At 71.6% G+C, this 26,215-nt stretch carries 32 protein-coding genes; 11 read left to right on the forward strand and 21 right to left on the reverse strand.

What is annotated here, in order from left to right:
• The first annotated feature begins 46 nt into the window (after positions 1-46).
• The gene (locus ACIBJC_RS12540) at positions 47-1,327 is read left to right on the forward strand and encodes a hypothetical protein (RefSeq protein WP_399291272.1); all 1,281 of its coding nucleotides are present in this window, start codon (positions 47-49) and stop codon (positions 1,325-1,327) included.
• Positions 1,328-1,356: 29 nt separating this feature from the next.
• Here the strand turns inward: ACIBJC_RS12540 and ACIBJC_RS12545 are convergent, their stop codons facing one another.
• Positions 1,357-1,584: a ferredoxin gene (locus tag ACIBJC_RS12545; RefSeq protein WP_399291276.1), complete on the reverse strand. Its 228-nt coding sequence runs from the start codon at positions 1,582-1,584 to the stop codon at positions 1,357-1,359.
• A gap of 10 nt (positions 1,585-1,594) precedes the next feature.
• A complete protein-coding gene (locus ACIBJC_RS12550) occupies positions 1,595-2,881 on the reverse strand; it encodes a cytochrome P450 (RefSeq protein ID WP_399291278.1) in 1,287 nt (428 codons plus the stop codon).
• 199 nt (positions 2,882-3,080) lie between these two features.
• On the opposite strand from ACIBJC_RS12550, the gene ACIBJC_RS12555 reads away from it, so the two are divergent.
• Positions 3,081-4,178: a methyltransferase gene (locus ACIBJC_RS12555; RefSeq protein WP_399291281.1), complete on the forward strand. Its 1,098-nt coding sequence runs from the start codon at positions 3,081-3,083 to the stop codon at positions 4,176-4,178.
• On the opposite strand, the gene ACIBJC_RS12560 is transcribed toward ACIBJC_RS12555, so the two are convergent.
• From ACIBJC_RS12560 to ACIBJC_RS12570, 3 genes are read right to left on the reverse strand one after another with little or no spacing between them, the layout of a single operon-like run.
• Positions 4,167-5,015 carry an ABC transporter ATP-binding protein gene (locus ACIBJC_RS12560; protein ID WP_399291284.1) on the reverse strand — a complete coding sequence of 283 codons (849 nt, stop codon included), beginning with the start codon at positions 5,013-5,015 and terminating at the stop codon, positions 4,167-4,169. The genes ACIBJC_RS12555 and ACIBJC_RS12560 overlap by 12 nt on opposite strands.
• A complete protein-coding gene (locus ACIBJC_RS12565; RefSeq protein WP_399291287.1) occupies positions 5,012-6,115 on the reverse strand; it encodes a FecCD family ABC transporter permease in 1,104 nt (367 codons plus the stop codon). The genes ACIBJC_RS12560 and ACIBJC_RS12565 overlap by 4 nt, the downstream gene beginning before the upstream one ends.
• A complete protein-coding gene (locus ACIBJC_RS12570; RefSeq protein WP_399291290.1) occupies positions 6,112-7,158 on the reverse strand; it encodes a FecCD family ABC transporter permease in 1,047 nt (348 codons plus the stop codon). Before ACIBJC_RS12570 ends, ACIBJC_RS12565 begins: the two co-directional genes overlap by 4 nt.
• A gap of 155 nt (positions 7,159-7,313) precedes the next feature.
• Between ACIBJC_RS12570 and ACIBJC_RS12575 the strand changes: the two genes are divergently transcribed.
• Positions 7,314-8,012 (forward strand): HAD family hydrolase, encoded by a 699-nt coding sequence (locus ACIBJC_RS12575; RefSeq protein WP_399291293.1) that lies wholly within the window; start codon positions 7,314-7,316, stop codon positions 8,010-8,012.
• A gap of 13 nt (positions 8,013-8,025) precedes the next feature.
• On the opposite strand, the gene ACIBJC_RS12580 is transcribed toward ACIBJC_RS12575, so the two are convergent.
• Positions 8,026-8,262 (reverse strand): hypothetical protein, encoded by a 237-nt coding sequence (locus ACIBJC_RS12580; RefSeq protein ID WP_399292307.1) that lies wholly within the window; start codon positions 8,260-8,262, stop codon positions 8,026-8,028.
• 213 nt (positions 8,263-8,475) lie between these two features.
• On the opposite strand from ACIBJC_RS12580, the gene ACIBJC_RS12585 reads away from it, so the two are divergent.
• A complete protein-coding gene (locus ACIBJC_RS12585; protein ID WP_329824936.1) occupies positions 8,476-8,859 on the forward strand; it encodes a cold-shock protein in 384 nt (127 codons plus the stop codon).
• Between the two features lie 135 nt (positions 8,860-8,994).
• On the opposite strand, the gene ACIBJC_RS12590 is transcribed toward ACIBJC_RS12585, so the two are convergent.
• From ACIBJC_RS12590 to ACIBJC_RS12605, 4 genes are all read right to left on the reverse strand, one after another.
• Positions 8,995-9,861 (reverse strand): 1,4-dihydroxy-6-naphthoate synthase, encoded by an 867-nt coding sequence (locus ACIBJC_RS12590; RefSeq protein ID WP_399291297.1) that lies wholly within the window; start codon positions 9,859-9,861, stop codon positions 8,995-8,997.
• Positions 9,858-10,610, reverse strand: a complete 753-nt coding sequence (locus ACIBJC_RS12595) for a futalosine hydrolase (RefSeq protein WP_399291300.1) — start codon at positions 10,608-10,610, stop codon at positions 9,858-9,860. The genes ACIBJC_RS12590 and ACIBJC_RS12595 overlap by 4 nt, the downstream gene beginning before the upstream one ends.
• A gap of 105 nt (positions 10,611-10,715) precedes the next feature.
• Entirely contained in the window at positions 10,716-11,192 is a 477-nt protein-coding gene (locus ACIBJC_RS12600) for a DUF2771 domain-containing protein (protein WP_329824939.1), read from the reverse strand.
• A gap of 27 nt (positions 11,193-11,219) precedes the next feature.
• The gene (locus tag ACIBJC_RS12605) at positions 11,220-12,602 is read right to left on the reverse strand and encodes an MFS transporter (protein WP_399291302.1); all 1,383 of its coding nucleotides are present in this window, start codon (positions 12,600-12,602) and stop codon (positions 11,220-11,222) included.
• Positions 12,603-13,245: 643 nt separating this feature from the next.
• On the opposite strand from ACIBJC_RS12605, the gene ACIBJC_RS12610 reads away from it, so the two are divergent.
• Both ACIBJC_RS12610 and ACIBJC_RS12615 read left to right on the forward strand, forming a co-directional pair.
• Positions 13,246-14,229, forward strand: coding sequence for a DUF3027 domain-containing protein (locus ACIBJC_RS12610; protein ID WP_399291304.1), 984 nt, complete (start codon positions 13,246-13,248; stop codon positions 14,227-14,229).
• Positions 14,230-14,338: 109 nt separating this feature from the next.
• Entirely contained in the window at positions 14,339-14,494 is a 156-nt protein-coding gene (locus ACIBJC_RS12615; RefSeq protein WP_399291306.1) for a hypothetical protein, read from the forward strand.
• A gap of 503 nt (positions 14,495-14,997) precedes the next feature.
• Here ACIBJC_RS12615 and ACIBJC_RS12620 read toward each other — a convergent pair.
• The 3 genes from ACIBJC_RS12620 to ACIBJC_RS12630 form a co-directional block, all read right to left on the reverse strand.
• Positions 14,998-15,579 (reverse strand): HD family hydrolase, encoded by a 582-nt coding sequence (locus ACIBJC_RS12620; RefSeq protein ID WP_399291310.1) that lies wholly within the window; start codon positions 15,577-15,579, stop codon positions 14,998-15,000.
• A gap of 118 nt (positions 15,580-15,697) precedes the next feature.
• Complete coding sequence (locus ACIBJC_RS12625; protein WP_399291313.1) at positions 15,698-16,270, reverse strand: GNAT family N-acetyltransferase; 573 nt, start codon at positions 16,268-16,270, stop codon at positions 15,698-15,700.
• The gene (locus ACIBJC_RS12630; RefSeq protein WP_399291316.1) at positions 16,267-17,556 is read right to left on the reverse strand and encodes a Tat pathway signal protein; all 1,290 of its coding nucleotides are present in this window, start codon (positions 17,554-17,556) and stop codon (positions 16,267-16,269) included. The genes ACIBJC_RS12625 and ACIBJC_RS12630 overlap by 4 nt, the downstream gene beginning before the upstream one ends.
• 133 nt (positions 17,557-17,689) lie before the next feature.
• Between ACIBJC_RS12630 and ACIBJC_RS12635 the strand changes: the two genes are divergently transcribed.
• On the forward strand, positions 17,690-18,121 hold the full coding sequence (locus ACIBJC_RS12635) for an ATP-binding protein (protein WP_399291319.1): 432 nt from the start codon (positions 17,690-17,692) through the stop codon (positions 18,119-18,121).
• Positions 18,122-18,784: 663 nt separating this feature from the next.
• Positions 18,785-19,228 carry a hypothetical protein gene (locus ACIBJC_RS12640; protein ID WP_399291322.1) on the forward strand — a complete coding sequence of 148 codons (444 nt, stop codon included), beginning with the start codon at positions 18,785-18,787 and terminating at the stop codon, positions 19,226-19,228.
• Between the two features lie 10 nt (positions 19,229-19,238).
• Here the strand turns inward: ACIBJC_RS12640 and ACIBJC_RS12645 are convergent, their stop codons facing one another.
• The 7 genes from ACIBJC_RS12645 to ACIBJC_RS12675 all read right to left on the reverse strand — a co-directional run bounded on the left by ACIBJC_RS12645 (position 19,239) and on the right by ACIBJC_RS12675 (position 23,436).
• A complete protein-coding gene (locus tag ACIBJC_RS12645; RefSeq protein ID WP_399291325.1) occupies positions 19,239-20,000 on the reverse strand; it encodes an intradiol ring-cleavage dioxygenase in 762 nt (253 codons plus the stop codon).
• Between the two features lie 125 nt (positions 20,001-20,125).
• The gene (locus tag ACIBJC_RS12650) at positions 20,126-20,350 is read right to left on the reverse strand and encodes a helix-turn-helix domain-containing protein (protein WP_399291328.1); all 225 of its coding nucleotides are present in this window, start codon (positions 20,348-20,350) and stop codon (positions 20,126-20,128) included.
• The gene (locus ACIBJC_RS12655) at positions 20,350-20,847 is read right to left on the reverse strand and encodes a DUF2975 domain-containing protein (protein WP_399291331.1); all 498 of its coding nucleotides are present in this window, start codon (positions 20,845-20,847) and stop codon (positions 20,350-20,352) included. Before ACIBJC_RS12655 ends, ACIBJC_RS12650 begins: the two co-directional genes overlap by 1 nt.
• Positions 20,848-20,878: 31 nt before the next feature.
• Positions 20,879-21,496, reverse strand: a complete 618-nt coding sequence (locus ACIBJC_RS12660; RefSeq protein WP_399291334.1) for a sugar O-acetyltransferase — start codon at positions 21,494-21,496, stop codon at positions 20,879-20,881.
• Between the two features lie 66 nt (positions 21,497-21,562).
• Complete coding sequence (locus ACIBJC_RS12665; RefSeq protein ID WP_399291337.1) at positions 21,563-22,027, reverse strand: nuclear transport factor 2 family protein; 465 nt, start codon at positions 22,025-22,027, stop codon at positions 21,563-21,565.
• Between the two features lie 15 nt (positions 22,028-22,042).
• Positions 22,043-22,927, reverse strand: coding sequence for a pyridoxamine 5'-phosphate oxidase family protein (locus ACIBJC_RS12670; RefSeq protein ID WP_399291339.1), 885 nt, complete (start codon positions 22,925-22,927; stop codon positions 22,043-22,045).
• 53 nt (positions 22,928-22,980) lie between these two features.
• A complete protein-coding gene (locus tag ACIBJC_RS12675) occupies positions 22,981-23,436 on the reverse strand; it encodes a VOC family protein (protein ID WP_399291342.1) in 456 nt (151 codons plus the stop codon).
• Between the two features lie 143 nt (positions 23,437-23,579).
• Between ACIBJC_RS12675 and ACIBJC_RS12680 the strand changes: the two genes are divergently transcribed.
• The 3 genes from ACIBJC_RS12680 to ACIBJC_RS12690 are packed head-to-tail and all read left to right on the forward strand — an operon-like array spanning position 23,580 to position 25,409.
• The gene (locus ACIBJC_RS12680) at positions 23,580-24,140 is read left to right on the forward strand and encodes a CGNR zinc finger domain-containing protein (RefSeq protein WP_399291344.1); all 561 of its coding nucleotides are present in this window, start codon (positions 23,580-23,582) and stop codon (positions 24,138-24,140) included.
• Between the two features lie 32 nt (positions 24,141-24,172).
• Positions 24,173-24,700: a hypothetical protein gene (locus ACIBJC_RS12685; RefSeq protein ID WP_399291347.1), complete on the forward strand. Its 528-nt coding sequence runs from the start codon at positions 24,173-24,175 to the stop codon at positions 24,698-24,700.
• A 19-nt stretch (positions 24,701-24,719) separates the two neighbouring features.
• Positions 24,720-25,409: a helix-turn-helix domain-containing protein gene (locus tag ACIBJC_RS12690; RefSeq protein WP_399291350.1), complete on the forward strand. Its 690-nt coding sequence runs from the start codon at positions 24,720-24,722 to the stop codon at positions 25,407-25,409.
• Here ACIBJC_RS12690 and ACIBJC_RS12695 read toward each other — a convergent pair.
• On the reverse strand, positions 25,388-26,116 hold the full coding sequence (locus ACIBJC_RS12695; RefSeq protein ID WP_399291353.1) for an SDR family oxidoreductase: 729 nt from the start codon (positions 26,114-26,116) through the stop codon (positions 25,388-25,390). The two genes, ACIBJC_RS12690 and ACIBJC_RS12695, sit on opposite strands and share 22 nt — an antisense overlap.
• Positions 26,117-26,215: the final 99 nt, after the last annotated feature.

The following is a 26,215-nucleotide window of genomic DNA, read 5'->3' on the forward strand; positions in this document are numbered from 1 at the left end:
GGTCACGCCTGCCCGGGGTGTGCGGTGCGTGTGTGCGGAGGACAGTGTGGGGATCGAGAGCGATCAGCTCGTCTACGACTACCTGAGTCGCGTCGGGGACGCGGCCCAGCAGCAGCACCTGCCCTCGGGGGACCGGATGCGGCTGGTCTCGACGCTGCGCAACGAGATCGACAAGCAGCGCGGGAAGTTCGGCACCGACAGCCCCGCGGCCGTCCGCCGGATCCTGGGACGGCTGGGCGAACCGCACGTGGTGGTACGGGAGGCCGCCAGACGGGACGGCGATACGGCGGCGGCGCGCGCCCCGGACGCGCCGGAGGTCGCCGTACCGGTGCAGCGGACGGGGCTGGCGAAGGGGCTCGGCCTGCTGGGACCGAAGGGATCCAGGGAGCCGAAGGGTTCCAGGGACGCGAAGGGGGCCAAGGGGGCGAAGGCGCCCGCGACGCCGAAGGAGTCCACGGAGCCGAGGCCGCCCGAGCCGCCGAAGCCGCCGGAAGCCCCGCCCACCGAGCCCCCGCCCGTAGCGCCGCCCCTCGTCCCGCCTCCCGTGGGCGTACCCGACACCGGTCCGGAGGCCGACCCGGGGCCCAGGATTCCCGCTCAGGCGTCGGATTCCCCCGCCACCCCGGCGGCCTCCGCACCCGCCCCGCCCGCCCCGCCGAGGACACCGCCCCGCGCGCACCGGCAGCCCGACTGGTGGCGGATCGAGCAGGGCCCCCCGGGGCCGGCGGGCATGGCGGACCTGTCGATGGAGCCGACGCACGGCTTCGTGGGCGGGGTCGAGATCCCCGACATGCTCAAGCCACCGCCGAAGAGGACGGCGAAGCCGGCGGAGGCCACGGATCCGGAGTCGGCGGCGGACGGCGCGGACGGCGCCGGTACGGAGGCCACCGAGGCCCCGGAGGACGCGGAGAGCGGCACACCCCGCCGCCGGAGGCTCCGGCTCCGCCCCCGGCCGCGCCAGGCCAAGGCCAAGGCCAAGGGCAACGGCCTGTCCAACCCGTTCCTGCTGCTGGCGGCGGCCCTGCTGGTCGCGGGCGCGTTCCTCGGCTCCTGGCTGGCGCTCGGCGGCGGCTGGCTCCTCGCGTACGCCTCCCGGACCCTCTCCCGCGCCGAGGCGAAGTGGGCGGTCTTCGGCCTCCCGGGCGTGTCAGCGGCCGGCGGTCTGGTCTGGATCTGGGGCCGGACGGACGGCCGGTGGGGCGAGGTGATCCCGAAGGACGGGATGGCGGACGCGCTGTCCGGGGTCTGGCCGGTGGTGCTCCGTACGGCGGCGGTGTCCTCGGCGCTGTACCTGGTGTGGCGCGCGCGGCGGAAGACCGCGCGCTAGGCCCGCGTCCGTGTGCGCGTCGGGTGGCGCTACCGCAGGGTGATGGCCTGGACGGGACAGGTCGCCACGGCCTCGCGGACCGCCGGATCGTTCCCGTGGTCCGCGTGGTCCGCGTCCCCCGCGCCGCCCGTGTCCTCCGGCAGCAGCTCGGCCACGCCGTCGTCGTTCTGGGTGAACACGGCGGGCGCGTGCAGGACGCACATCGCCGCGCCGATGCACCGTTCGGTGTCGATGCCGATCCGCATGCCGGTGGCCATGGCGTCGGCGCTACCAGGCGATCGGAAGCTCGGCCACGCCGCCCAGCAGCGCGTGCGGGACGCTGCCCCGTACCTGCTCCGGAGCGACGGCCAGCCGGAGGGACGGAACGCGGCGCAGCAGGGTGTCGAGGGCGATCTCCATCTCGGCGCGGGCCAGGTTCTGCCCGACGCACTGGTGGATGCCGTAGCCGAAAGCGACATGGCGGCCCGCCTTCCGGCGGATGTCGAGGAGGTGCGGATCCTCCCAGGCGCTCGGGTCCCGGTTCATCAGCATCGTCGAGATGATCACGCCGTCACCTTCCCTGATGGTCCGCCCGGCGATCTCGATGTCGGCCGTCGCCACCCGCTGCAAACCGTCCGTGACCGAGATGAGCCGGGTCAACTCCTCGACCGCGCCCGCCGTCAGCGACGCGTCGTTCCGCAACGCGGCGAGCTGGTCCGGGTGTTCGAGCAGGGCCAGGACGGAGGTGGCGATCGTGCTGGACGTGCTCTCGTTGCCGCCGACCATCAGGACCGAGCAGATCGTCACCAGCCCCTCCAGATCCACACCGCCGTGGTCCGTGGAGCCGTGGTCCCGGGCGCTCGCGATCATGTCGTCGATCAGCCCGTCGCCGGGCACCCGCGCCCGCCGCGCGATCAAGTCGCGGAGATAGCCCAGGATTTCCTGGAACGCCAGCGCGGGCGAGTCCGCGTCGTCCGCCTCGGCCGGGAAGAGCGCGCGCCGGGAGCACGCGTCGAGACGGGGGCGGTCCTCCTCCGGTACGCCCAGCAGCGCGAAGGTCGAGTCGGAGGCGAGCGGCAGGGTGTAGGCGGGGACCAGGTCCGCCCGGTCGCCCTCGGCGAGCATCCGGTCGAGCAGCGCCTCGGCGGTCCGCTCGATGTGCGGGCGCAGGGCGGTGATCCGGCGGATGCCGAAGCCCGAGGTCAACAGCTTGCGCTGGCGGGCGTGTTCGGGGTCGTCCGTGCCGATCAGGGGGAGGGCGGCGAACCGCTGGGAGCCGAGCCGCTCCGTCAGGAAGGGGAAGTCGGGGTGGTCGGTGTTGGAGGAGAGCCTCGGGTCGGGCAGCAGCGCGCGCCCCTCGGCGTTCCCGGCGACCAGCCAGACCTGCCGGCCGTCGTACAGGCTCACCCGCGACAGTGGCCCGGCCGCGCGCAACAGCTCGTAGCCCGTGGGCATTTGATACGGGCAGGTGCGTTCCATCGGATAGCCGGGGCCCTGGTCCGCCTGGTCGGCGGTCGATGTCGAAGGGGTGTCGGCCGGGGGGTCGGCGGTAGCTGTCACGGTCTTCCTCGCCATCTTCGGGTTCCGTGGTCGCCCGTGAACACCCTGCCGACCAGCGGCGGTCGGCGCCTCAGGAAGCGCGCGGGTTCATCCGTACGGGGCCGCGGGTGTTCACATGTACGTGGGCCGTCCGGCGTCCCGGGCCGTTTCTCCCGGTCCCTCCGCCTCGTTGTTCCTGGCGCCCTGCGGACGGCCTAGGCGAAGGCGGCGTACTGTGAGCGACGGACGGATCGGCCACGAGGAAGCTCCGGGGGAAGCCCCGGGGGACGCCACGCGTCTCATGGAGATCGCGGGGGGCGGTTGCGCCTCGCGCGTACTGGCGGTGGCGGCCAGGCTGCGTATCGCCGATGTGCTGGACGGCGGCTTCCTGCCGGCCGACGAGATCGCCGAACGCACCGGGGCCGACCGCGACGTACTGCCCCTCCTCCTCCAGGTGCTCGTCACGTGCGGGATCTTCGAGCGCGACCGCCACGGGGCCTTCGGACTGGCGGCGGGCTCCGCCGCGCTGAGGAGCGATCACCCGGGATCCCTGCGGAACTTCGTCATCCTGCTGGCCGAGACGTACGACGACGCCTTCGGCGGGCTGCTGGAGACCGCCCGTACCGGACGGTCCGGGTTCGAGCAGGTCTTCGGCGTCCCGCTCTACGAGTACCTGGGACGCACCCCGGAGGCGGAAGGCGTCTTCGACGCGGCGATGGCGGAGCTGGCGGTTCCGGCAGCCGCCGCGCTCGTGGAGCGGTTCGACTTCTCCGGGGTGCGGCGGGTGGTCGATGTCGGCGGCGGCGACGGCACGATGATCATGTCGATCCTGACGGGGAACCCGCACCTGGAAGGCGTCTGCGTCGACCGGCCGAGCGTCTGCGAACGGGCGGACGCCAGGCTGGCCGCGACCGCCGGACACCCCCTCGCCGGCCGGCTCAGGTTCCACCCCTCGGACATCTTCCAGGAGGTGTCCGAGGGAGGTGACCTCTATCTGCTCAAGAACGTCCTGCACGACTGGTCCCACGAGGGCGGCGTACGCATCCTCAGCGCGGTACGCCGGGCGATGACCCGTACCGCGCGGACGCACGCCCCGGGGGTGCCGCGGCCCCGGCTGATCGTGATGGAACCGCTCCTGGAGACGGAATCGGACGCGGCCCACTCCCTCTTCCAGACGGTGATCTGCGGAAAGGAGACCCGCAGCTTCGGGCGCCACGACGATCTGCGCGCGCTGCTGAGCGCGGCGGACTTCGGCGTGCTCTCCGTCGAGCGGCTGTCCAGCGGGCACCACGCCTTCGAGTGCGCGGCCGGCCGAACGGCGTCACCCGGCTGATCCGCCCCCGGCCACCACGGCGTTCCCGTCCGCCCCTGCTTCCCCGGCCTTCGGGCTGTACGGCGCCCCCGGCACGACCAGCGGTGACCCCGTCACCGGGTCGGGGACCACCACCGACTCCAGCCCGAAGACCTCCCGTACCAGCTCCGCCGTGACGATCTCCCCCGGCGCGCCCTCCGCCACGATGCGGCCCGCCTTCATGGCGACCAGGTGATCCGCGTACCGGGCCGCCTGGTTGAGGTCGTGGAGCACGATCACGACCGTACGGCCCTGCTCGTGGTTGAGGCGGCGTACCAGGTCCAGGACCTCCACCTGGTGCGCGATGTCCAGGAAGGTCGTCGGTTCGTCCAGGAGGAGCAGTTCCGTCTCCTGGGCCAGCGCCATCGCGATCCAGACCCGCTGGCGCTGCCCGCCCGACAGCTCGTCCACCGGCCGCTCCGCGAGCGCGGTCACGTCCGTACGGGCCATCGCGTCGGTCACCGCGCGCTCGTCCTCGTCCGACCACTGCTGCCACCAGTGCTGGTGCGGCTGCCGGCCCCGCGCGACCAGGTCGGCGACCGTGATCGCCTCCGGCGCCACCGGCGACTGCGGCAGCAGGCCGATCGACTGCGCGATCCGCCGGGTCGGGATGCGCGCCAGCTCCGTACCGTCGAGCAGGACGGAACCGCCCTTCGGCCGCAGCAGCCGGCCCAGCGCGCGCAGGGTGGTCGACTTGCCGCAGGCGTTCGGGCCGACGATGACGGTCACCCGCCCGTCGGGTACGGCCAGGTCCAGTGCGTGGACGACCGTACGGTCCTCGTAGGCGAGCGTCAGCTCACGCGCGACGAGCTTGCTCATCCCTTGCCTCCCGTGCCGGTTCCCGCGGTGCGTCCGCGGATGATCAGCCAGATCAGATACGGGGCGCCCACCGCCGCCGTCAGTACCCCCACCGGCAGTTCGGTCGGCGAGAACAGCCTGCGCGCCAGGAGATCAGCCAGGACGACGATCACCGCGCCCATCAGCGCCGAGCACACCAGCGGGATCTGCGCCGTACGCGTCATGCGCCGGGCGATCTGCGGCGCCAGCAGGGCCACGAAGTCCACCGGTCCCGCCGCGCCCGTCGCCACCGACGCCAGCACCACACCGAGCAGCACCAGACCGAGCCGGACGCGCCCGAGCCGTACACCGAGCGCGGTGGCGGTGTCGTCGTCCATCGAGACCGTGCGCTGCGCGTACGCCGCCCACGCCACCGCGGGCACGGCAGCCAGCAGCACCCAGCCGAGCGGTGTGGCCACGTCCCAGCCGCGCCCGTTGAGTGAGCCCGTCATCCAGACCTGGGCCTGCTGGGCGACCAGGTAGTCGCCCTTGGTCAGGAAGAGCGTGGTGATCGAGCGCAGCGCGATCGCGAAGCCGATCCCGATGAGCACGAAGCGCGTGGCGTGCAGGCCACCGCGCCACGCGAAGACGTACACCAGCGCCGCCGCCACGATCCCACCGGTGACGGAGAGATAGGGGAGTACGGAGAAGGACGTCACCCCGTAGGTCATCGCGCCGACCGTGAGCGCGCTCGCGCCCTGGCTGACGCCGATGATGTCGGGGCTGGCGAGCGGGTTGCGGGCGACGGTCTGGATCAGCGCGCCCGCGACGCCGAACGCGAGCCCGACGAGCAGCCCGACCACCATGCGCGGCAGCCGCAGCGTCCCGACGACCAGCTCCTGCGCGGACGGCTGCCCGGTGAGGACCTTCAGGACCTCGGCGGGGGGTACGAAGCTCTCGCCCACGCTCAGATACGCGACGCACACGGCGGCGAGGAGGACGGCGAGCCCGGCGGCGGCGACGGCGGAGCGCCGGTGCAGCAGGAACGACGCCCGCGCGGCCCGTATCCGCGTGTACCCGGCGGGCCGCACGCCGGACCGTGCCGGTACGGCGTCCACCGGGGTCCTCGTCGTGACGCTCACGCGGGCACCGCCTTCCGCCGTACGAGCGTGACCAGGAACGGCACCCCGATCAGCGCCGTCATCACCCCCGCGGGAACCTCGCTCGGCGGGAAGACGATCCGGCCGATCACATCGGAGACCAGCAGCATGACGGGACCGATCAGCGCGGCCATCGGGAGCACCCAGCGGTGGTCGGTGCCGACCAGCGCGCGGGCGATGTGCGGAACGGCCAGCCCGATGAAGGCGATCGGCCCCGCCGCCGCGACGCCCACGCCCGTCAGCACGGTCGCGCCGACGCCGCCCAGGATCCGTACCGCCCCGACGTTCTGGCCCAGCCCCTTCGCGACGTCCTCGCCGAGCGCCAGCGCGTTCAGACCACGCGCCACGGAGACCACCAGGACCGTACCGACGAGCAGGAACGGCCAGACCTGACCGGCCACTTCGGCGTTCCGGCCGGCGAGCGACCCCACCTGCCAGAAGCGGAACTCGTCCAGTGTCGCCGCGCTCGTCGTCAGGACCGCCATCGTCACCGACACCAGCAGCGCGTTGATCGCCGCGCCGCCGAGGGCGAGCTTGACGGGGGTCGCGCCGCCGCGCCCCCGGGCGGCGATCGCGTACACGGCGACGGAGGCGACGCCCGCGCCCGCGAACGCGAACCACACGTAGCCGGTCAGGGTGTGCACCCCGGCGAAGGCGATGGCCAGGACGACGCCCACCGAGGCGCCCTGGCTGACGCCGAGGATGCCGGGGTCGGCGATCGGGTTGCGGGTGATGCCCTGGAGTGCCGTACCGGCGAGGGCGAGCGCCGCGCCGACCATCAGCCCGATCAGCGTGCGCGGGACGCGGAGTTGGCGGATGACCTCGGCGTCGTCCCCGTGCCCGGTGCCCAGCAGCGCGTCGACGACGGTGGACGGGGCGACGGCCCGCGCCCCGACGGCGAGGCTCAGCAGGACCGCGAGCAGGACGGCCACGACCCCGGCCACCGTCCAGCCGATCCGGCGGACGACGAGTCCGCCCCTTGCGGTACGGGGCGGCGGGGTCGTCGGGACGACGGCGACTGGCATCGGAACCCATCGGAGGCGGTCGGCGCGGTCGGGGGCGGAGACGTCGGAGAGGGCGGTAAGGCTTGGCGGAGAGAGTGGGTAAGGCTTGGCTAAGTCTAAGCACCCGGATCAAGCCACCTCACGGGGCCGACCTGCCCGCGGGCGCCCCGGGCAGAATGGCCCGCATGGCACCCTCCACGACATCGACGACAACGACGGCATCCACGGCATCGGCGGCATCGCGTACGGACCGTCCGGGGCCGGTGGTCGGCTTCGACCTCGACATGACCCTCATCGACTCACGGCCCGGTATCCACGCCGTCTATCAGGCGCTTTCCGCCGAGACCGGGGTGCACATCGACGCCGACCTCGCCGTCAGCCGGCTAGGCCCGCCGCTCGACCAGGAGCTGAGGCACTGGTTCCCCGAGGCGCGGATCGCGGAGATGGGCGACCGGTACAGGGAGATCTATCCCACATTCGCCATCGCCCCGACCCTGGCGCTGCCCGGCGCCCGCGAGGCGATAGCCGCAGTCCAGGCGCTCGGTGGCCGCGCGATCGTCGTCACCGCCAAGCACGAGCCGAACGCCGAGCTCCACCTCGGCCACCTCGGCATCGAGCCGGACGCGGTCATCGGCTGGCTGTGGGCCGAGGCCAAGGGCGAGGCGCTGCGCGAGCACGGCGCGTCGGTGTACGTCGGGGACCACACCGGCGATGTGCGCGGGGCGCGTACGGCGGGGGCGCTCTCCGTGGCCGTACCGACGGGTCCGTGCGACGAGGAGGAGCTGCGTACGGAGGGGGCGGACGTCGTCCTGACGGATCTGACGGCGTTCCCGGCCTGGCTGGAGGGGTACGTCGGCAACTCGACGGCGCTCTGACGTACCCGGCCCTTCAGCCCTTGTCGCGGCTGCGCTGGGCTGCGACCGAGCGCAGGACGCCCGCGCCGGCGACGGCGAACCCCACGCCCATCAGCATCGAGACGGCGTAGGCGATCGTCGGGAACGGGTCCGAGCCGAGGAACAGCGGCGTCACCGTGACGAGGGTGGCCACGGCACCGAGGATGAAGACGATCGCACCGGCCCGGACCAGACCGTCACCGGGTCCGGCCTCGTCGCGCGCGGAGCCCATCGGCCGGCCTGTTGATCGGGGTGCAGGAGTAGCAGTCACCTCACCAGGGTAGTTCCCTGCGGAAGGCAGCGGACAGGAACCGTCCGGCAACGTCTTGTCACCAGCCCCTGGGCCATTAGCCTTGGGTGTGGCGGGTCGACGACCCGCTGTAGTGCTATCCAGAGCCGTTTCGCGCGCGCCAGCGCCCCAACGAGTACAAGGACGAGGACAGACGTGCCTACCGGCAAGGTCAAGTGGTTCAACAGCGAGAAGGGCTTCGGCTTTCTCTCCCGCGACGACGGCGGCGACGTCTTCGTCCACTCGTCGGTCCTCCCCGACGGAGTCGACGCCCTCAAGCCGGGCCAGCGTGTGGAGTTCGGTGTCGTCGCGGGCCAGCGCGGTGACCAGGCGCTCTCCGTGACGGTCCTCGACCCGACGCCCTCGGTGGCGGCGGCCCAGCGCCGCAAGCCGGACGAACTGGCCTCGATCGTGCAGGATCTGACGACGCTGCTGGAGAACATCACCCCGATGCTGGAGCGGGGCCGCTACCCCGACAAGGTCCACGGCGCGAAGATCGCGGGCCTGCTCCGCGCGGTGGCCGACCAGTTGGACGTCTGACCGCCGGCCGCCTCACGCCCGTAGCCGTACCCCGAAGGCCGGAGCGCGCACGTCACCTCATGTCCCACCGACATGGCGTCACGTCCCCGCTCCGGCCTTCTTCCGCGCCTCCCCGACCCGTGCCGAGGGAGTGGCTCAGACGAAACGCAGGGCGTCCGCCGGGAGGGCCGGAACCAGGCCTTCCGCCGCCGCGCGGGTCAGGAGGCCGCGGATGGCGGCGTAGCCGTCCTCGCCCAGGTCCGCGGTGAACTCGTTGACGTACAGGCCGATGTGCTGGTCCGCGACGCCCGGGTCCATCTCCTGGGCGTGCTCCTGTACGTACGGACGCGACGCCTCCGGGTCGTCCCAGGCCATCCGGACCGAGCGGCGGACCGAGTCCGCCAGCAGCCGCAGGGTGTCCTCGCCCAGGGAGCGCTTCGCGACGATCGCGCCCAGCGGGATCGGCAGGCCCGTCGTGGACTCCCAGTGCTCGCCCATGTCGGCCAGGCAGTGCAGCCCGTAGTTCTGATAGGTGAAGCGCGCCTCGTGGATGACGAGTCCGGCGTCCACCTTGCCGTCCCGTACCGCCGGCATGATCTCGTGGAAGGGCAGGACGACGATCTCGCCCACCCCGCCGGGGACCACGTCGGCCGCCCACTGCCGGAAGAGCAGATACGCCGTCGAGCGCTCGCTCGGTACGGCGACGGTCTTCCCGGTCAGGTCGGTGCCCGGCTCCTTCGTGAGGACCAGCGGACCGCAGCCGCGGCCCAGCGCGCCGCCGCAGGGCAGCAGCGTGAACTCGTCGAGGATCCAGGGGAGTACGGCGTACGAGACCTTCAGGACGTCGAACTCGCCGCGCTCCGCCATGCCGTTGGTGATGTCGATGTCCGCGAACGTGACGTCGAGTTCCGGCGCCCCCGCCACCCGGCCGTGTGCCCAGGCGTCGAAGACGAACGTGTCGTTCGGGCACGGCGAGTACGCGATCCGAAGCGGCGCCGTGGAAGCGGAAGTGGAGGGCGTCATGACGGCTCCTCGAAAACGGGGGTGAGCAGGGTGAACGCGTTCCGCAGCGACTCCAGCGCCCGGCCGATCTGCCACGACGCGCGGTCGCGCGGGCCGACGGCGTTCGAGATCGCGCGGACCTCCGTACACGGTACGCCGTGGACGGCGGCGGCCTCCGCGACCCCGTACCCCTCCATCGCCTCCGCCGCGGCCCGCGGATGACGCGCGGTCAGCTCCGCCGTACGCGCGGCCGTGCCGGTCGCCGTCGAGACGGTCAGGACGGGCGCGAGGAGCGCGGGGACGGCGGGGTCCGTGTTCAGCACCGCCGCCATCCTGGCCGCGAGTTCGGCGGGCGGACGGTGTACGGAGCGGCCGAAGCCCAGTTCGTCGACGGCGGCGAAGCCGTCGGGGGAGTCCGCGCCCAGATCGGCCGCGACCATCGAGTCCGCGACGACGAGCGAGCCGATCGGCGCGTGCGGCGCGAAGCCGCCGCCGATCCCCGCCGAGACGACGAGATGGTACGGAGGGTCGTACGGGGAGGACGCGAGCGCAGTCGCCGTGGCGACCGCGGCGGCCGTCGGGCCGACCCCGCCCGCCATGACGTCGATCACCGGTATCTGCACGGAGCCGGGCCGCGGCGTGTACTGGGCGTGGCCCGTCATCTCGTAACCGCCGGTCAGCTCCCGTACCCCACTGGCCGCGTACCGGCCGAGCCCGGCGGCCACGGCGTCGGCCTCCGCCGCCACGGCCGTCACGACCAGTACACGCATGACGGAACCTCTCGAAGCGACGGTCAGGGGCGGATCAGCGAGGGGCGGGGTCGGCCGGCGACGACCGGGACGGCTCAGGAGCAGGAGCGGGAGCAGAAGCGGGAGCTAGCTCTTCTTGAACTGGAAGTGCCAGACACCGGTCAGGGACTTGCCCGAGGTCTCGACCACGCTGACCTGCGTCTCGTTGGTCGTCTCACCGGTCTGGCTGGAGAAGAACGCGCTGGCCGGGATGGTCCGGTACGTCTTCTTGTACGGCTCCTGCTCGGCGGGCTGGCCGTTGATGAAGAGTGTCCAGCCGCGCTCGGCGATCTCCGGGTCGACACCGAAGCGGATCTTGTCGTCCACGGCGACCGTCAGCGTCCTGTCGGCCTTCTTGTTGAGGCAAGGCTGCATGTCCGCCTCCTTGATGGCCTTGCCGTCGTTGTAGCAGGCCGCCTCGGTGTTGACCGAGTCGCTGTTGACCGTCACGGTCGCGAGCGGCGTCGGCTTGTCACAGGCGGCGAGGACGAGGAGTCCGGCGGACACCGCGCCGAGGGCGGCGCCGGCCCGGCGGTACCTACCAGAGAAGAACGCAACGGTCATGGGCGGAAGGCTATCGCCCGCCCCGGTTCACGCCACACGCGGGTGCGGCGAGCCGCGCCGCGCCGTGGTCAGCAGTCCCCGTACGGCCACGAGCGCCCCCAGCGCCAGGATGCCCGCCGCCACGCCCATCCCCAGCACCCCGTTGAGCGGCAGCGCGATACCGATCGCGCCCCCGACCACCCAGGACATCTGGAGCAGCGTCTCGGAGCGGGCGAACGCGGACGTCCGTACCTCCTCCGGGACGTCGCGCTGGATCACCGCGTCCAGGGACAGCTTCGACAGCGCCTGCGAGAACCCGGCGACCGCGCACAGCACCGCCATCATCACGCCGCCGAAGAGCAGCGCCGCCAGGACCGTGGTGAACAGGGCGATGCCCAGCATCGTGGCGATGATCACCTCGGGGCCGCGCGCCTTGAGCCAGGCGCCGACCGTCGTACCGAGCGCGTTGCCCGCGCCGGCCGCGACACCGACGATGCCGAGGGAGACGGCCGCGTTCTGCCCGGCGATCGGGTGTTCGCGCAGGAGGAAGGCGAGGAAGAAGGTCAGGAAGCCGGAGAGGAGGCGGTGCGAGGCGTTGGCCTGGAGACCGTGGAGTACGGAGGGGCCGACCGTCCGCAGCGTGGGCCGCCGCTCCTTCTCCCCCCGGCCGTTCCTGCCGTGGTCCACGGTGACCAGCCGGGCCTTGCGCTCCCCCTTCGCCGAGTCCACCGTGGGCGGCAGCGTGAACGCCAGGACCGTACCGCCGAGGAAGATCAGACAGGCCCCGTACAGCGGCCCCCGCGGCCCGATCAGATGCAGCCCGGCGGCGATCGGCGCCGCCACACCGGTGGCCAGCAGACCGGCGAGCGTGACGCGGGAGTTGGCGCGTACGAGCGAGAAGCGCGGCGGCAGCAGCCGGGGCACCACCGCGCTGCGCACCACCCCGTACGCCTTCGAGGCGACCAGCACCCCGAGCGCCGCCGGATACAGCTCCAGGCCCCCGGTGATCACCGCGGTCGACATGGCGATCGCGAGGACGGCGCGGGTCAGCATGGCGGTGGCCATGGCGGCGCGGCGGCCGTGCGGCAGGCGGTCCAGGAGCGGGCCGATGACCGGGGCGAGCAGGGCGAAGGGCGCCATCGTGACGGCGAGGTAGAGCGCGACCCGGCCGCGCGCCTCGTCGGTCGGCACGGAGAAGAAGACGGTCGAGGCGAGCGCGACGGTGATCATGACATCGCCCGCGCCGTTCACTGCGTGCAGCTCGATCAGCTTGCCGAGCCCGGACTCGCCCGCGCCGTGCGCGTGGGTCGCCTTCCTGATCCCGCGCGCGGAGGCGGTGAACGGCAGGCGCAGCGCTCGTCCGACGGCCCGCCCGGTCCTCCGGAGCGGGCCGTCGGACGCGTACGCGTCGGACGACCTTACGGCTGCCACCTCGTCATAGTGCCCCAAGGGCCTCTGGCGCGAACCGATCCGGCGGATGACGGGGCCGTGACAGTCCCGCGACGGAGGAGCCGGCACGGGCCGCCGGAGGGCCGGAGGATGTTCACCCGACGCCGTCTGCCCAGGCCGGCGCCGGGTACGCGTACGCCCGGCGCGGATACACCCGGGCGGGGGACGGGGACACGTACACCTGGACGAGGCCGGGGCGCGGGGCACGAGGCCGGGGCGCGGGGCGTCAGGCTCCCGTGTCCCGTCTGCCCCCCGTCCCGGTCGCGCCGCGCCCGTACCGTAGGACGCCGGGGAACTCACCCGGCCGGTCGGGAGAGCCTCCTCCACAGCTCACCGTGGGGTTCCACTCGGTTACGGCCTGGTTGCGGAGTGGCCCGAAGCGCGGGAAAGGCGACGTGCAGGTGGGCGGCGGGCGACGGAGAGGGTAGCGTGCGTAGCGCGCCACCGGCGGTTGTTCTCGGCCGCGCGCCTCTTTGTCATCCCGCAGAATGGATGACAGTAGGCGTGCCCGAGGAGAGATCGGGCGTGGACGTCGATGCGGCCCTCTGGTCCGCTCCGCCCTCGGCTCGTACATCGCGATTCGGCCGGCGCACCCGTGAGACGGCGTAGGAGAGAAGCGAGACCTGTGAGTGCTGCGACGACGCGAAGCCGAATCCCTGACCGTCTGTGCGCCGAGGCGGTAGACCTCGCCCGGTCGGCTGCCGAGGAGGCCGCCGCCCCCGGTGTGGTCGGGGAACATGTCACGGCGGTGGCTGACGGGGACAGGGTCGTCACCCACTTCTTCGAGTGCAAGGAACCCGGTTACCGGGGCTGGCGCTGGGCGGTGACGGTCGCCCGCGCCTCCCGCGCGAAGAACGTCACGCTGGACGAAACGGTGCTGCTGCCCGGCTCGGACTCCCTGCTGGCCCCCGAATGGGTGCCCTGGAGCGAGCGGCTGCGCCCCGGCGACATGGGCCCCGGCGACCTGCTGCCGACCGAGGCGGAGGACCTGCGCCTGGAGCCCGGCTACTCGGGCGAGGACATGCCCCCGCCGAACTCCGTGGTGCCCGAGGTCACCCCGCGGAACCTCGCGGACCTGGTCGAGGCGGAGGACGCGGCCGAGGTCGCCGCCGAGGACGCCGCCGGCCTGGCCTCCGACCTGGCGGGGCCCGGCACCGACGCCGCACCGGCCGTGCCCGCGCGCGGCACGATCGCGGCGGTCGCCGAGGAACTGGGCATGCGCCGGGCGCGGGTCCTCTCCCGCTACGGGCTCCACGTGGCCGCCGACCGCTGGGACGAGTCCTTCGGCGCGAAGACCCCCATGGCCCAGGCGGCACCCGCTCCCTGCGTCTCCTGCGGCTTCCTGCTGCCCCTGGCGGGCTCGCTGCGCCAGGCGTTCGGCGTCTGCGCGAACGAGTTCTCCCCGGCGGACGGCCGCGTCGTCTCCCTGGCGTACGGCTGCGGCGGCCACTCGGAAGCGGCGGTCATGCCCAAACCCCTGCGCCCGGCGCCCCCGGTCCTGGACTCGGTCGGCGCGGACGCCTTCCCGCTCCGCCCGGCCCGGGACAGCGGCTCGGTCCTGACGGGCGCGGCGCCGGACGGGGACACGGAGGATCTGGGGCACTCGTAGGCGGGGCGGGCAGGGCCCGTTCCGGCGGGGCTCACCCCCCCCGCTGTCCGCGCACTCCTGGCTGTCCCCGCCGCTCCGGCACTGGTGCCCCGAGCGGCCGGGGCCGCCCGTGCTCTCCGTGAGCCGCGGCTCGCACAGCACCCCGGCGCGGGTCGGGCAGGGCGGCAGCGGCGCCGGATGGGCGCGGTCGTACGCGTCGTTCCAGACGCCGAGCGTGACGAGCAGCGCGAACGCGGCGACACACAACTGGGCGCCGCCCGCGTAGGGGTGCCCGGTCCGCAGAAAGCCCACGGCGACGCACACCACGGCGAGCGTGAACACGGCGCACCAGACCGTGGGCGTCCAGTCCATCGGCGGCGCCTCGACAACGGTTCCAAGAGGCCCGTCGCCCGCCACCGCCCGATCCCACCCGCGCGCCAGCAGGAACACGCCCATCACCAGGGCGACGAGGACCTCCAGCACGAGCACGAGCGCCCCGGCACACCCACCGCCCAGGCCGCTTCCGCCGCCGCCGCTCGTCTCCGCCGGAAGCGACGCACGGGTTCCAGGGGTGAAGGCCATCCTCGTACATTCGTACGGAACCTACCCCTCCGTACCCCCGGCACCCGAACCGAGACCCGACCGCGGCCGACCCGGTGTCCGGCTACCGTGTGGCGCCGTCAGGCCAGAGCACGGTGCCCGGTGATGCCGACGCGCATGGAGGTTCCTCCCGCAGGTACATGGAGACGGGTGACGAACTCGGGGTAGCGGGGTGGGTCGCAGCGACAGCTACGGTTGGCGCAGGTAGGTGCGTTGCCAATCGGCCGAGGACATGCCCTGTGCGGCGTCGGCGAGTTCGATGGCTGAGGCGGTCTTGAGCTTCGCGCGGGTGCTGTCGACCCATTCCTGGGCGTTGCGGTAGCCCTGTTCGAGGTACTCCAGGCCCTGGATCATGCACTCCAGCTGGTCCGCGTCATGGGCGACCAGGACTTCCAGGGAGTCGCCGTTCTCGTAGTCGTCGACGATTGCCTGCACGCCTGCGGCTACGGCGGGGTGGGCGTCGGCGACCTGGTCGGCGGTGACGGTCTCGTTCTTCTTCGCGTCGAGGTAGCGGCGGCCGATCCACGGGATGTCACCGACCCGCGTCTCCTGGGTGTCGTGGAAGGTGCACAGCAGGGCGACGCGTGCGGGGTCGGCGCCCTCCATCATGGCCAGTACGGAGCCGATGACCGCGGTACGGAAGCTGTGCTCGGCGATCGTCTCGGGGTCCTTCACTCCCACGATCCACCAGCCCGACCGCTTCGAGCGCTTCAGGGCGCCCATCTCCATCAGGTAGCTCACGGAACCCTTGGCGTGCCGGTCATCGCTCATGCGGCCAGTCCTCTCCGGTGGATCACGAGTTGTTCAGCCTTGGACCGTAATGCCGGGTCTCTTTCGGCAGGTACATGGCCATGTATGCCTTGGGGACCGGTACCGGGGCTCGGCCTGGTCATGGACGACTGCGGTCTCCAGCCCGGGTGAGGGGCCTGGTCATGGAGGCGAAGACGGGAGAGTCGGGGAAGGGCTGCTGTTCGCCGACCTTCTCGTAGCCCCATGCCTCGTAGACGGCCTGTACGGCGCCGTTGCCGGCGGTGGGGTCGACGAGGAGGGTGACACGTTCCTCCGTACGCCGGGAGAGCCACGTGTCGTGAATCCGGCGGGCGACGCCCCGGCCGCGCCACTGTTTGCGGACGACGATCTCGTTGAGAGCGACGGTGCGGCGGCCGTCCTCACGGGTGTACGCGCCCGGCAGGGGCGTTGTCATCGAACTCCACCAGCCGGTACCCGCCCCAAGGGCCATGCCGAAGCAGAAGCCTGCGACCTCATCACCGTCCCGCCCAAGGGCCGCTGTCCACCCGGGACGCGCCGCGTAGGCGGTGAGCCGTTCGTCGAACCGTTCGACGTCGTGGAAGGGTCCGGTCAGCCCGAAGTCCCGGTGACGGACCTCGGAGTGCAGATCGAGAATCGTCTGCCGGATCCGGGGCAGTTGCCCGGCGGTGTACAACTCGACAACGACGGTCATGCGTGACCTCCTTGTGTGGTGGCGTACCGCTCGGTCCACAGGGCGGTGGTACGAGCTCCGGGCGCTGCGGTGGACAACTCGCGGGTGAAAGCAGCTGCCAAGTGGCCGGTGCGTCCGGTCGGTGCACCTTTTCCTGCGGGGGCCAGTACGGATGCGGCGGTGACGCAGGCCTGCTCGAAGTCGTGCTGCCGAAGCTGTGCCAGCGCCAGATGAGCGGTGTAGTACTGGCGGTTACGGACGCATTCGGGACGCAGCACGGCGAGGGTGCGATGAAGGTACGCCTCGGACTGGTCGTGGCGCCCCAGATACGCCATCGCGAGGGCACCGAGACCGAAGAGTTCCGACTGGTCGTAGAAGCCGAGCCAGGTGGGCCGGGGTTCCGTCAGGTCTGTTCGTGAGAAGGAGTCGACGGCCAGGTCGAAGCTGCGGAGGGCCGCCAGATGATCCCCGGAATTGGCTTGGTTCACGGCAAGTCGCGAAGCCGCCAGGGAACGCATCAGCGGATCTCGGCGGCATGCTTGTGTGGCACGACCCGCATCGGCCGCTGCGAGCGCGTCTTTCCGGCGTTGCTGCTGATTGAACAGGATCCCCGTATGCCCCCACAGGAAAAGTTGTATGTCGGAGCTGCCGGCGAGCCCTGCCAGAGTCATGGCCCGGTCGATATGGCGCTCCGCACGGTCCGGCCGCCGTGCGTCGAGCGCCGCCCACACGGCGGTGCCGGTGAATGCTGCGGCGAGGTAGTAGAGGCGTGAGCGCACACGCTGGGAGGCGTGCCCGGCCTTCTGTAACTCAAGGGCGCGCTGCACGAAGGAGAGTGCGCGAGTCTCCAGATCGGCTGTACCGCCGTGCTGGTTGTCCGCGGCGATGAGCTCCGCGAAAGCGGCTTCCAGACGGTTGGCGTCCGCCATGCCGACGCGCCGCGTAGCGGCGTCGGATGGAGAGGGGAATATGGTTGCTGCCGCGACTGCGGCAGCGGTCCCGGCGAATGCGCGACGCCGCACAGGATCCTCCGTATGCACTGACGTGGTTGACGAGCTGGAGCGACAGGCCGTGGCCGCGAAACCTAACTCTTCGGCCAAGCAGCCGAATTCCTCTTCAAGTGCTCGGCGTTGTCGTGCTCTTGGCGCCTTGGTTTTTCCGGCGATCCAGTTCCGTACATGACGATCGGTCACCGTTCCCGTCCTGCCGGTGAAGGATTCGATGCGCAGGTTGAGCGAGTCTGCGAGCTCCTGCTGGGTGAGGCCGGCCGCTGCCATTCGTGCTGCCAGAAGCGTATTCCGCGTCATCCCGCAAAGGTAGCGATGTGGGACAGGAGCTGTCATGTGGTGGGCAAGTAGGTAAAAGTTTCCGGTCGTCGGCAGGGCTTGATGTCCTTCAGCTTCCTGGGAAGACCGCTGCCGGGGCGGTTGGCTGACGCAGGTGAACCTCATCCCAAAGAAGGACACTCGGCTGCCCGTACTCATCGGGCCTCCGCCTCAGCTCTTGCTCGTCGGCGCCCCCGAGTCGGTGCGGGCGGCCCGTGCCTATGTGCGTGAGTTCGTGGCGTTCCATGTGCCGGAGACGGGTGAGAGGCATGTGGACGATCTTCAGCTCGTGGTCTCGGAGTTGGTGACGAATGCGGTGCGGTACGGGACGGAGCCGGGGGATTCGGTGCTGGTCGTGCTGGCGGTCATGGATGCGTGTGTGCGGGTGGAGGTGCGGGATCCGGTGCGGCGGCGGCCCCGGTTCCGGGGGGCGTCGCAGGAGCGTGACCGGGGCAGGGGGCTGATCATCGTCGAGGCGCTGGCGGAGTGCTGGGGTGTGGCGGATCGGCCGTTCGGGAAGGCCGTGTGGGCCGAGGTGGCCCGGTGAGCGGGCCATCCGGCAGCCAACGGGGCGCCGCCGGTGCGGGGTTCGGGGCCGGGCGGGCCGGGGCCGGGCTGCCGGCCGCCTCCGTGGCCGGGCCGTATGCCGGTGTCGTCGCGTCCGGCTGGGCGCGGCCCCGGTGTCCTCCGCTTCTGTGTACCCGCAGGCCCGCCTCGCGGGACTGGCGGCGCGCGCTTCTCACGTACCTACGGCGGAGGGACGTGGGTGTGCGGGGCGTCCGGTGACGTCGCGGCACCGCTGTTCTCCGCTGGTGCCCGTGCTGGCGTCGGCGGCGCTGGTCGTGTTCGTCGTGAGCCTTATCAGCGATCACCTCGACCGGTAGGCCCGTACGCCTACGCCTCCTGCTGTGCCCCTCGAACCCCCGCTCCGGCCGGTACTCCCGGCGAAGGAACGACCGGCCGGAACGGGACAGGGCCCGAACGAACGGGCCCGGCAACTGCACCCAACGGCACAGGAGGCCAACGATGCGACACCCCACCGCCCCGGTCAAGCACGGCGGAGACGACACCAGCGACAGCGACCAGGACGACTCCAACCCCTCCGGTGGCTGCGGCGACGGCGACGGCTGCGGACGCCGGTAAGCAAGAGCGCCAGAACGACACGGCGGCCCCGAACCCACCCGGGACGGGGCCGCCCCCAGGGAGATCCATGTCACCCCACCACCACGCCTACCTCTGGCACGGCCACGGCACCCTCCTAGTCACACCCGGCGACGCCCACCGCCGCCCCGGCCACCCCGAGTTCCCCACCGCCCCCGTCATGCCCCTCGAAACCGCCCACTGGCTCCTCAAGGCGTCCGCCCACGTCCGGGCCACCTTCCCCCGGCCCACCGAAGCCGCCGCCTGGTACACCGAACAACTCCAGCAGCACACCGGCATCCTCACCGGCACCTACGCCCCCGCGCCCGACCCCGGTGAGATCGTCCGGCGACTGACCGCCCGCGAAGACCTCGTCGGCGGCTGGTGGACCACCGGCGGACGCTTCCTCCACCTCGGCCTCATCGCCTGCGGACCCCACCCCCACCGCCCCCAACACCCCTGCCCCCTGCGGACGGGGCAGGCGTCGGCGTCCCCGGGGGCGCCGACGCCCTGATGGTGGGGGGTCAGCTCTGGTCGATGCCGAGGGTCAGGCTGCCGGTGTAGCCGGCGGTGGTGGAGCCGGTCACGGTCATGAGGCCCGCGGCGGCGCCTCCGTTGCCGTAGATGCCGTCCTGCGCGAGCGTGGTGCGGGGCACGGTGTTGGTCGAGTACGGCGAGACACGGGCGACGGCCGCGGTGATCGCCTCGTCCACGAAGAGCTGGCCGGTGTGCAGTTCCTGCCCGCCGCTGAAGGAGCCGTCAGAGGTCAGCGTGACGTTCGTGTGCACCTTGGCGTGGAAGTGGATGCACCGGCCGCGGTACCAGCCCGGGTAGATCGTCGTGATGCGGGCGATGCCGTCGCTGCCGGTCAGCACGCCACCCCGCAGGAAGGTGCCGTTGTCGGGCTCCTGATGTCCGTTGTTGCCGACGAAGCCGGAGTACTCGCCGAGCGCGTCGCTGTGCCACAGCTCCACGAGCGCCCGGTTCAGGGGCGCGCAGGTGCTGTTGTCCACGACGGTGAGGGTCAGCTTGAGGGGGATGCCCGGTTTGCCCTCGGTGAGGTCGGCGCGGACGAGGGCGCCGTCGAGGTAGTACGGGCCTTCCGTCAGCTCCTTGGTGAGCGTGCAGACGGCCGTGGCGGCGACGGGGGCCGTGCGGCCGGCCCCGTTCTCCGTCGTCGTCAGCTTGTTGGTGCCGGCGGCGGCGACGGTGAGCGCGGCGGCCGTGGCGCCGGTCCCGAGCAGTACGGTGCGGCGCCGGATGAGGGGATCGTTGTTGTCTGTCATGGGCACGGCACCGTAGGGACGTCGACTGTCAGCCGCCTGTGAATTGGGCAAAGTGACGGGGTGTCAAGGCGAGGACCGGTCGCGACCGGACGGCCGGGCTCCGGACACGGCCTACCGGGGCTGGGTCAGTGGTTGGCCGGGGCCTCGTCGGGCACCCAGCGCAGGATGTCACCGGGCTGGCAGTCGAGGGTGCGGCAGATCGCGTCGAGCGTCGTGAACCGTACGGCCTTGGCGCGGCCGTTCTTCAGCACGGCGATGTTGGCGGGCGTGATGCCGACGGCCGCGGCGAACTCGCCCACCGACAGGCCGCGTCGGGCGAGCTGGACGTCGAGGTCGATGATGATCGCCATCAGACGACTTCGGCGATCTCGGTCTGCAGATCCGTCGCCTTGTGCAGGAGGCTTCGCATGATGACGACGAGCATCGCGAACCCCGCCCCCACGCCGGCGGTCACCGTCGCCGCGCCCAGCGCGCCGATGAGCTCCATGCCGTCACCGGGCGAGGGGATGCCGAACACGGCCAGATGTCCGGTGACCCCGAGCGCCAGCAGCGTCGCCACGGCCGAGGATCCGATGATGACGTCGACCCACCGGAAGGCCAGCGGCGTGAAGATCGCGTCGCGCTGGACCATGTCGAGCAGCATCCACGTGGCGACGAGCGCGACCTGGACGCAGGCGATGCCGATGATGGCCACCGTCACGTACGGCACGGCGAACGGCCCGTAGGGCGGGAAGCGTTCGACCTCGTCGGCTGCCGTCGTCGGGATGACCACGATCTGGCCGAAGAGGCCGAACATGATCGCTGCGGCGATACCGACCCGGAGCATGCCGATGAAGAGGTGATTCATGTATCGATTGTCGATAGCTATCTATCGAAAGTCAATCGATCGACGGGTCGGCGGCGGTCGTACGCGTGGTCAGGTCGGCGTCCGTGATGGGGCGGAGCACGCGACACGGCGTCCCGACCGCGACCACCATGGGCGGGATGTCCCTGCTGACGACGCTGCCGGCGCCGATGACCGATCCGTAACCGATACGGACCCCCGGCAGGACGACGGCGTTGCTGCCGATCCACACCTTGTCCTCGATGACGATCGGCTCCGAGAACCGCCCGAAGTCGGCGCGGCGCGCCGGGTGGACCGGATGTCCCGTCGTCGTGAGCGTCACGTTGGGGGCGATCATGACGCCGTCCCCGATGCGGATCTCGACGTCGTCGACGAACGCGAGGTTGACGTTCCCGAAGAAGTCGTCGCCGATATGGACGTTGCTGCCGAAGCCGGCGCTGAACGGCGCGTTCAGAATGGTGCGTTCGCCGACCGAGCCGAGGATCGCGACCAGTAGTGACCTGCGGGTGTCGGTGTCGCCCGGCGGGGTGTGGTTGTACGCGAAGATGAGGTCGGTACGTCGCCGCGGGGCCTGGAACGCCGCCTCGGACTCGGTGTGGACGAGACCTTGCCGTATGCGGTCCAGAACAGCCTGCTCATCACTTTCCAGCACCGACGCGCCCCCTCCGTACAGACGAACGGACAAGCAAACAGACAAACGAACGAACGACGCACGAGGTTAGCGGAGCGGGAGAGGGGCGCCCAGCTCGGTCGCCGGGCGCGGGCCGAAGATGCGCCGGTCCGCTTCGGCGATGGGGACGTCGTTGATGCTTGCCTCCCTGCGGCGCATCAGCCCGTCGTCCGTGAACTCCCACAGCTCGTTGCCGTAGCCGCGCCACCACTGGCCGGCCGCGTCGTGGCACTCGTACTGGAACCGCACCGCGATCCGGTTGCCATGGAACCCCCAGAGTTCCTTGCGCAGCGCGTAGTCGAGTTCGCGGGCCCACTTCTCGCGCAGGAAGGCCACGATGGCGGCCCGGCCGGTGAGGAAGGTGTCCCGGTTCCGCCAGACCGAGTCCTCCGTGTAGGCGAGCGCGACGCGTTCGGGATCGCGGGTGTTCCACGCGTCTTCAGCGGCCTGGACCTTCTGGATCGCGCTCTGCTCGTCGAACGGCGGGAACGGTGGCCGTGGCGGTGGTGTCATGGCGGGCTCCTCTGCTCACAGGGGCGGGTTGGCGGGCGAGTACTCGGGGGCGGACCAGCGCAGGGGGCTGGCGTGCGGGGTCTCGACGACCTCGGCGACCGTGAAGCGGTTGGTGCGGCCGTGCGCGCCGAACGCGGTGGTCGCGGTGCCGGAGAGCTGGAGCGTGGTGCCGGTGCTCCAGTCGAGGAACAGCAGTCCCGCGCGCGGATCGTTCTCAAGGTTGCCCAGGGTCAGGAACATCGAGTTTCCCCCGTAGTCCTGCCAGGAGAGTGCGTTCGGCGCTGTCACCCGGACGAATCCGGGGTTGCCGCCGCGATGGCTGGCGTCGGCGCCGTCGGCCGACGCGGTGGCGATGAAGAAGGTGTCGGCGGCATGGATGAACCTCTCCTGACCGGGGGTGAGTTCCCGGCCGTGCCGCACGGCACCGGACCGGGCGGGGACGGATTCGTGTTGGTCCCGCTGGAGGTCCCGCTTCTGCAGATACTTCGGGCAGTTGGAGAAGACCTGCTCGGCCTCCACCGCGAACCCGCGCGCTGTCGGCCCGGCCGTGCCGTTGAGGCGCATACGGCGGCGGGTCCGCGGATCGAGGGCGATGGTGCCGACCGCCGTGCCCTCGGCCGCGAGCGCCGCGGCGAGCGGGTCGCCGTCCGGCAGGCCGCCCGCGACCGAGATCCGCCGAGGGCCCGTGGCCCGTACGAAACCGGGCGCACCGGTGAGCAGCGAGCTCCACATGCGGCCTGCTCCGTCCGCCGCGCCGATGACCAGCATCGGCTGAAGACCGAGGAAGGCCGCGGCCACGTCACGGATGTCCTGCCCGATGGAGCGGCCGACGTGGTCGGCCGCTTCGCGTACGCCGACGCGGGTCTGCACGGCGCGCGAGCCCTGGTGGTAGGGATCCATGGTCCTCAGCTCCTCATCCTCTTGGCCTCTCGGCTCCTCAGTCCCTCAGTCCTTCAGAAGAATCCGCAGGTCGGTGCGGCTGCCGACGGAGCGGGCGCGCCCGCCGCACCCGTGGGTACGGAGATCTCCAGCCGTGTGCCGTCCGGGTCGTGGAAGAAGATGCCGCCGGAGGGCGCGCCTTCCTGGTGGGCGACGATCCCGTCGTACGCGAAGCCCACACCCCGCTCGCGGAGCCGGGCCTCGAACGCCTTCACCTCGTCGATCGTCCCGGCCTCCCAGGCCAAGTGGTGCAGCCCGGCGAGGCCCGGGGCGTACGCGCCGTCCGCCTGCTGCCACAGCGTGAGCGTGAGCTGTCCGTCCTGCCCCAGGAAAGCGAAGCGCCGGCCCTCGTCGCTGCCCTCGCCGAGCACGTCGAATCCGAGCACCTCCCCGTAGAAGTCGAGCGAGCGTTCGAGATCGGTGACGTTCAGGCCGACGTGGCCGGCTCGCAGTGTGCTGGTCGCCGTCATGGCGGACCCCCTCGCTTTCGGTTCGATCTCCATCGGGTCGATCGCTTCAGGCTAACCTCTGAATGGGACTTTAAGGGTTAGAGGGGAGGGGGTCAACCCATCACATACCCTTGAGTGGTTAGCCGACTGGAGGGGGTACGGACATGAGCGAGGAGCCACGGATGCCGGCGACCGACCCGCGCCCCCTGACCGGAGAGCCCGTCTCGCTGGATCTGCTGAACACCCGCTGGATGTACGACGGCGTACGCCAGGACCTGCTGACCGGCACCGAAGGGCTGCGCATCTGGCTCGCGGGCAACGGGCTCGACCGCCGCTTCCCCGCCGACGCCGCGTCACTGGAGCACGTGCTGCTCGCCCGGGAGGCGCTCGCCTCCGCCGTCGACAGCCCCGGCGGCGCGGCCGGCATCGAACGCGTCGACGCCGTACTCGGCCACGGCCGGATCCGCGCCACCCTGACCGCCGCGGGGCCCGGGGAGGAGACGGAGTTCGAGGACCCGTCCTGGGGTGCGGCCTGGACCGCGGCGCACGACTACCTGAACCTGTTGCGCGCCGCCCCCGACCGGATCCGGGGCTGCGCGCACGAGGCGTGCATCCTGCACTTCTTCGACACGTCACGGAACGGCACCCGCCGCTGGTGCTCCATGGCGTCCTGCGGCAACCGGGCCAAGGCCTCCCGCCACTACGCGAGAACACGCGAGAGCTGAGCGGGCGCGAGCGCATGACCGACGGGGGGATCATGACGGATCATCTGGGACCACTGGAACTGGTCGGGGACCGCTGGATCATCGGGGACCCGAAGCGGGAGGGCGGCTCCTGCCTGGTCCTCACCGCCGAAGGCCTGGAACGCCACGAGTTCGGCGCACCGGCACCTGACGCCGTCGTCCCCTGGTCCAGGTTCGTGGAGCTGAAGATCCGGGCCACCTTCCGTGCGTGGCACGCCACGCGCGCCATGGGGGTGATGGGCGCGCTCGGCGGCGGCCCCCTGGAGACCGGCCGCAGCGGCTGTTCCGTACACGGGCTCCTGCGCCATCCGTACGAGGGATGGTCGGTGAACTACAGCCATCACGAGCGCCCTTACACGGGCCCGCACGTTCTCGTGGTCAAGGCCCTGTTCCAGAAGGCGTCCGAGGCGAAGGCGCTGCACCGCCTCGGTGACCCGGAATGGCTGGGCGCGGCGGTCGCCCGGCTGGCGCCGTTGCGTGCGGGGTGGGCCCCCAAGGTGAACAGCCAGGTGAGCGAGATCATCGAGGACCTCGGCACCTGACGAGTCCCGGGGCGTGCCGATGGGCCGCCCCGACGCCGTCCTGATGGCCGAGGAGCTGGGCTTCACCTACCGGATCATGCACATCGGGCCCGAGGTCGTCCGGGACCTGCTCGACGACATCACCGGCGGGCGCGCACGCATGCCGCGCTTCGACCGGCCCGTGGTCGACGACCCCGTGCTCGCCCGCGCGCTGCGCAGACTGCACCCCGCGCTTGTCGGCGGCGCCGATCCGCTCGTACGGGAGGAGCGGCTGACCGCGGCCGTGACGGCGATGGTCCGGCGCAACGCGTCGTCGCGTACGGGCTCCGCCGCGCCCCGCGAGCTGTCCGGCGGCGGACGGACGATGGCGGCCCGCCGGGTGCGGGCGCTGCTGGACGAGGCGTACGGGCGTGATCTCACCGCTCAGGACCTCGCGGACGCCGCCGGGTGCAGCCGGTTCGCCCTCTACCGGGCCTTCCGCGCCGTGTACGGGATACCGCCCAGCGACTACCAGCGCCTGCTCCGGCTGCGCAAGGCCCGGGGTCTTCTCGTCGCGGGCCACTCGGCGGCCGACGCCGCCGCGCTGTCCGGGTTCGCCGATCAGGCGCATTTCCACCGGTGGTTCGTCCGGTCGTTCGGGGTGACCCCCGGCGTCTTCGGGCGCGCCGCCGACTGCACGACGGGCGCGCGCTCTCGGGTCCGTGTGAGTCAGGAGAGCCAGTCGGCGTAGTGGGTGGGGGCGAGGTGAGCGTGCCCGTCGGTGAGGACGTCGCCCTTCACGGCGGCGAACATGCCGGCGGTGGGGTCGGTGACGACCGTACGGCTGTCGCCTTTTCGGGACAGGGTGATCCGGCCCAGCTCGTCCAGGGGGAAGATCTCAGGGCCGGCGATCTTGTGAATGCCGTTCAGCGGGGGGCCCGCGGCGACGTCCGCCACCGCGGTGGCCACGTCCTTGGCGGCGATGGGCTGGATCGGTGTGGCGGGCAGCCGGACGGTGTCGCCGTCGGTGGTCATGGACAGGACCGTGTCGATGAATTCCATGAACTGCGTCGCCCGGACGATCGAGTAGGGGATCGGTCCGGCCGCGAGGAGGTTCTCCTGGAGCGTCTTGGCGCGGTAGTAGTCCAGCTCGGGCACCTGGTCCGTGCCGATGATCGAGAGGATGACGAAGTGGCCGATGCCGGCCTTCCTGGCCGCGCCCAGGAGGTTGTCCATCGAGGTCCGGAAGAAGTCCGGGGATGCTTCGTCGAAGGTCGGGGAGTTCGTCAGGTTGACGACGACGTCCGCTCCCGCCGCCGCCTCGTCCAGCCCTTGGCCGCTGATGACGTCGACTCCGGTGGACTGCGAGTGCGGTACCGCTTCATGCCCGGCGGCGTTCAGGTTCTTGACGACCTGCGACCCGATCAGCCCGGTACCGCCGATGACAGCGAACTTCATGACATGCCTTTCGTCGTGAGGTGTGTGAGGTGTGTGAGGTGTGTGAGGTGTGTGAGATGTGTTGGAGCCAGCATGTGAGCGTGGATCGGACCACGCCAC

This window comes from Streptomyces sp. NPDC050509, assembly GCF_044457965.1.
Taxonomy (GTDB): domain Bacteria; phylum Actinomycetota; class Actinomycetes; order Streptomycetales; family Streptomycetaceae; genus Streptomyces.

Bases quoted from the DNA above. Each gene is read 5' to 3' on its own strand.
- ACIBJC_RS12570 (WP_399291290.1), bottom strand. From the start codon at position 7,158: ATGCCAGTCGCCGTCGTCCCGACGACCCCGCCGCCCCGTACCGCAAGG.
- ACIBJC_RS12670 (WP_399291339.1), bottom strand. From the start codon at position 22,927: ATGGATCCCTACCACCAGGGCTCGCGCGCCGTGCAGACCCGCGTCGGC.
- ACIBJC_RS12595 (WP_399291300.1), bottom strand. From the start codon at position 10,610: ATGCGTGTACTGGTCGTGACGGCCGTGGCGGCGGAGGCCGACGCCGTG.
- ACIBJC_RS12645 (WP_399291325.1), bottom strand. From the start codon at position 20,000: ATGACAGACAACAACGATCCCCTCATCCGGCGCCGCACCGTACTGCTC.
- ACIBJC_RS12590 (WP_399291297.1), bottom strand. From the start codon at position 9,861: ATGACGCCCTCCACTTCCGCTTCCACGGCGCCGCTTCGGATCGCGTAC.
- ACIBJC_RS12625 (WP_399291313.1), bottom strand. From the start codon at position 16,270: ATGACCGTCGTTGTCGAGTTGTACACCGCCGGGCAACTGCCCCGGATC.
- ACIBJC_RS12680 (WP_399291344.1), top strand. From the start codon at position 23,580: ATGAGCGAGGAGCCACGGATGCCGGCGACCGACCCGCGCCCCCTGACC.
- ACIBJC_RS12630 (WP_399291316.1), bottom strand. From the start codon at position 17,556: ATGACGCGGAATACGCTTCTGGCAGCACGAATGGCAGCGGCCGGCCTC.
- ACIBJC_RS12575 (WP_399291293.1), top strand. From the start codon at position 7,314: ATGGCCCGCATGGCACCCTCCACGACATCGACGACAACGACGGCATCC.
- ACIBJC_RS12600 (WP_329824939.1), bottom strand. From the start codon at position 11,192: ATGACCGTTGCGTTCTTCTCTGGTAGGTACCGCCGGGCCGGCGCCGCC.
- ACIBJC_RS12655 (WP_399291331.1), bottom strand. From the start codon at position 20,847: ATGAATCACCTCTTCATCGGCATGCTCCGGGTCGGTATCGCCGCAGCG.
- ACIBJC_RS12665 (WP_399291337.1), bottom strand. From the start codon at position 22,027: ATGACACCACCGCCACGGCCACCGTTCCCGCCGTTCGACGAGCAGAGC.
- ACIBJC_RS12640 (WP_399291322.1), top strand. From the start codon at position 18,785: ATGTCACCCCACCACCACGCCTACCTCTGGCACGGCCACGGCACCCTC.
- ACIBJC_RS12695 (WP_399291353.1), bottom strand. From the start codon at position 26,116: ATGAAGTTCGCTGTCATCGGCGGTACCGGGCTGATCGGGTCGCAGGTC.
- ACIBJC_RS12560 (WP_399291284.1), bottom strand. From the start codon at position 5,015: ATGAGCAAGCTCGTCGCGCGTGAGCTGACGCTCGCCTACGAGGACCGT.
- ACIBJC_RS12550 (WP_399291278.1), bottom strand. From the start codon at position 2,881: ATGGCGAGGAAGACCGTGACAGCTACCGCCGACCCCCCGGCCGACACC.
- ACIBJC_RS12690 (WP_399291350.1), top strand. From the start codon at position 24,720: ATGGGCCGCCCCGACGCCGTCCTGATGGCCGAGGAGCTGGGCTTCACC.
- ACIBJC_RS12650 (WP_399291328.1), bottom strand. From the start codon at position 20,350: ATGGCGATCATCATCGACCTCGACGTCCAGCTCGCCCGACGCGGCCTG.
- ACIBJC_RS12545 (WP_399291276.1), bottom strand. From the start codon at position 1,584: ATGGCCACCGGCATGCGGATCGGCATCGACACCGAACGGTGCATCGGC.
- ACIBJC_RS12620 (WP_399291310.1), bottom strand. From the start codon at position 15,579: ATGAGCGATGACCGGCACGCCAAGGGTTCCGTGAGCTACCTGATGGAG.
- ACIBJC_RS12580 (WP_399292307.1), bottom strand. From the start codon at position 8,262: ATGGGCTCCGCGCGCGACGAGGCCGGACCCGGTGACGGTCTGGTCCGG.
- ACIBJC_RS12685 (WP_399291347.1), top strand. From the start codon at position 24,173: ATGACGGATCATCTGGGACCACTGGAACTGGTCGGGGACCGCTGGATC.
- ACIBJC_RS12675 (WP_399291342.1), bottom strand. From the start codon at position 23,436: ATGACGGCGACCAGCACACTGCGAGCCGGCCACGTCGGCCTGAACGTC.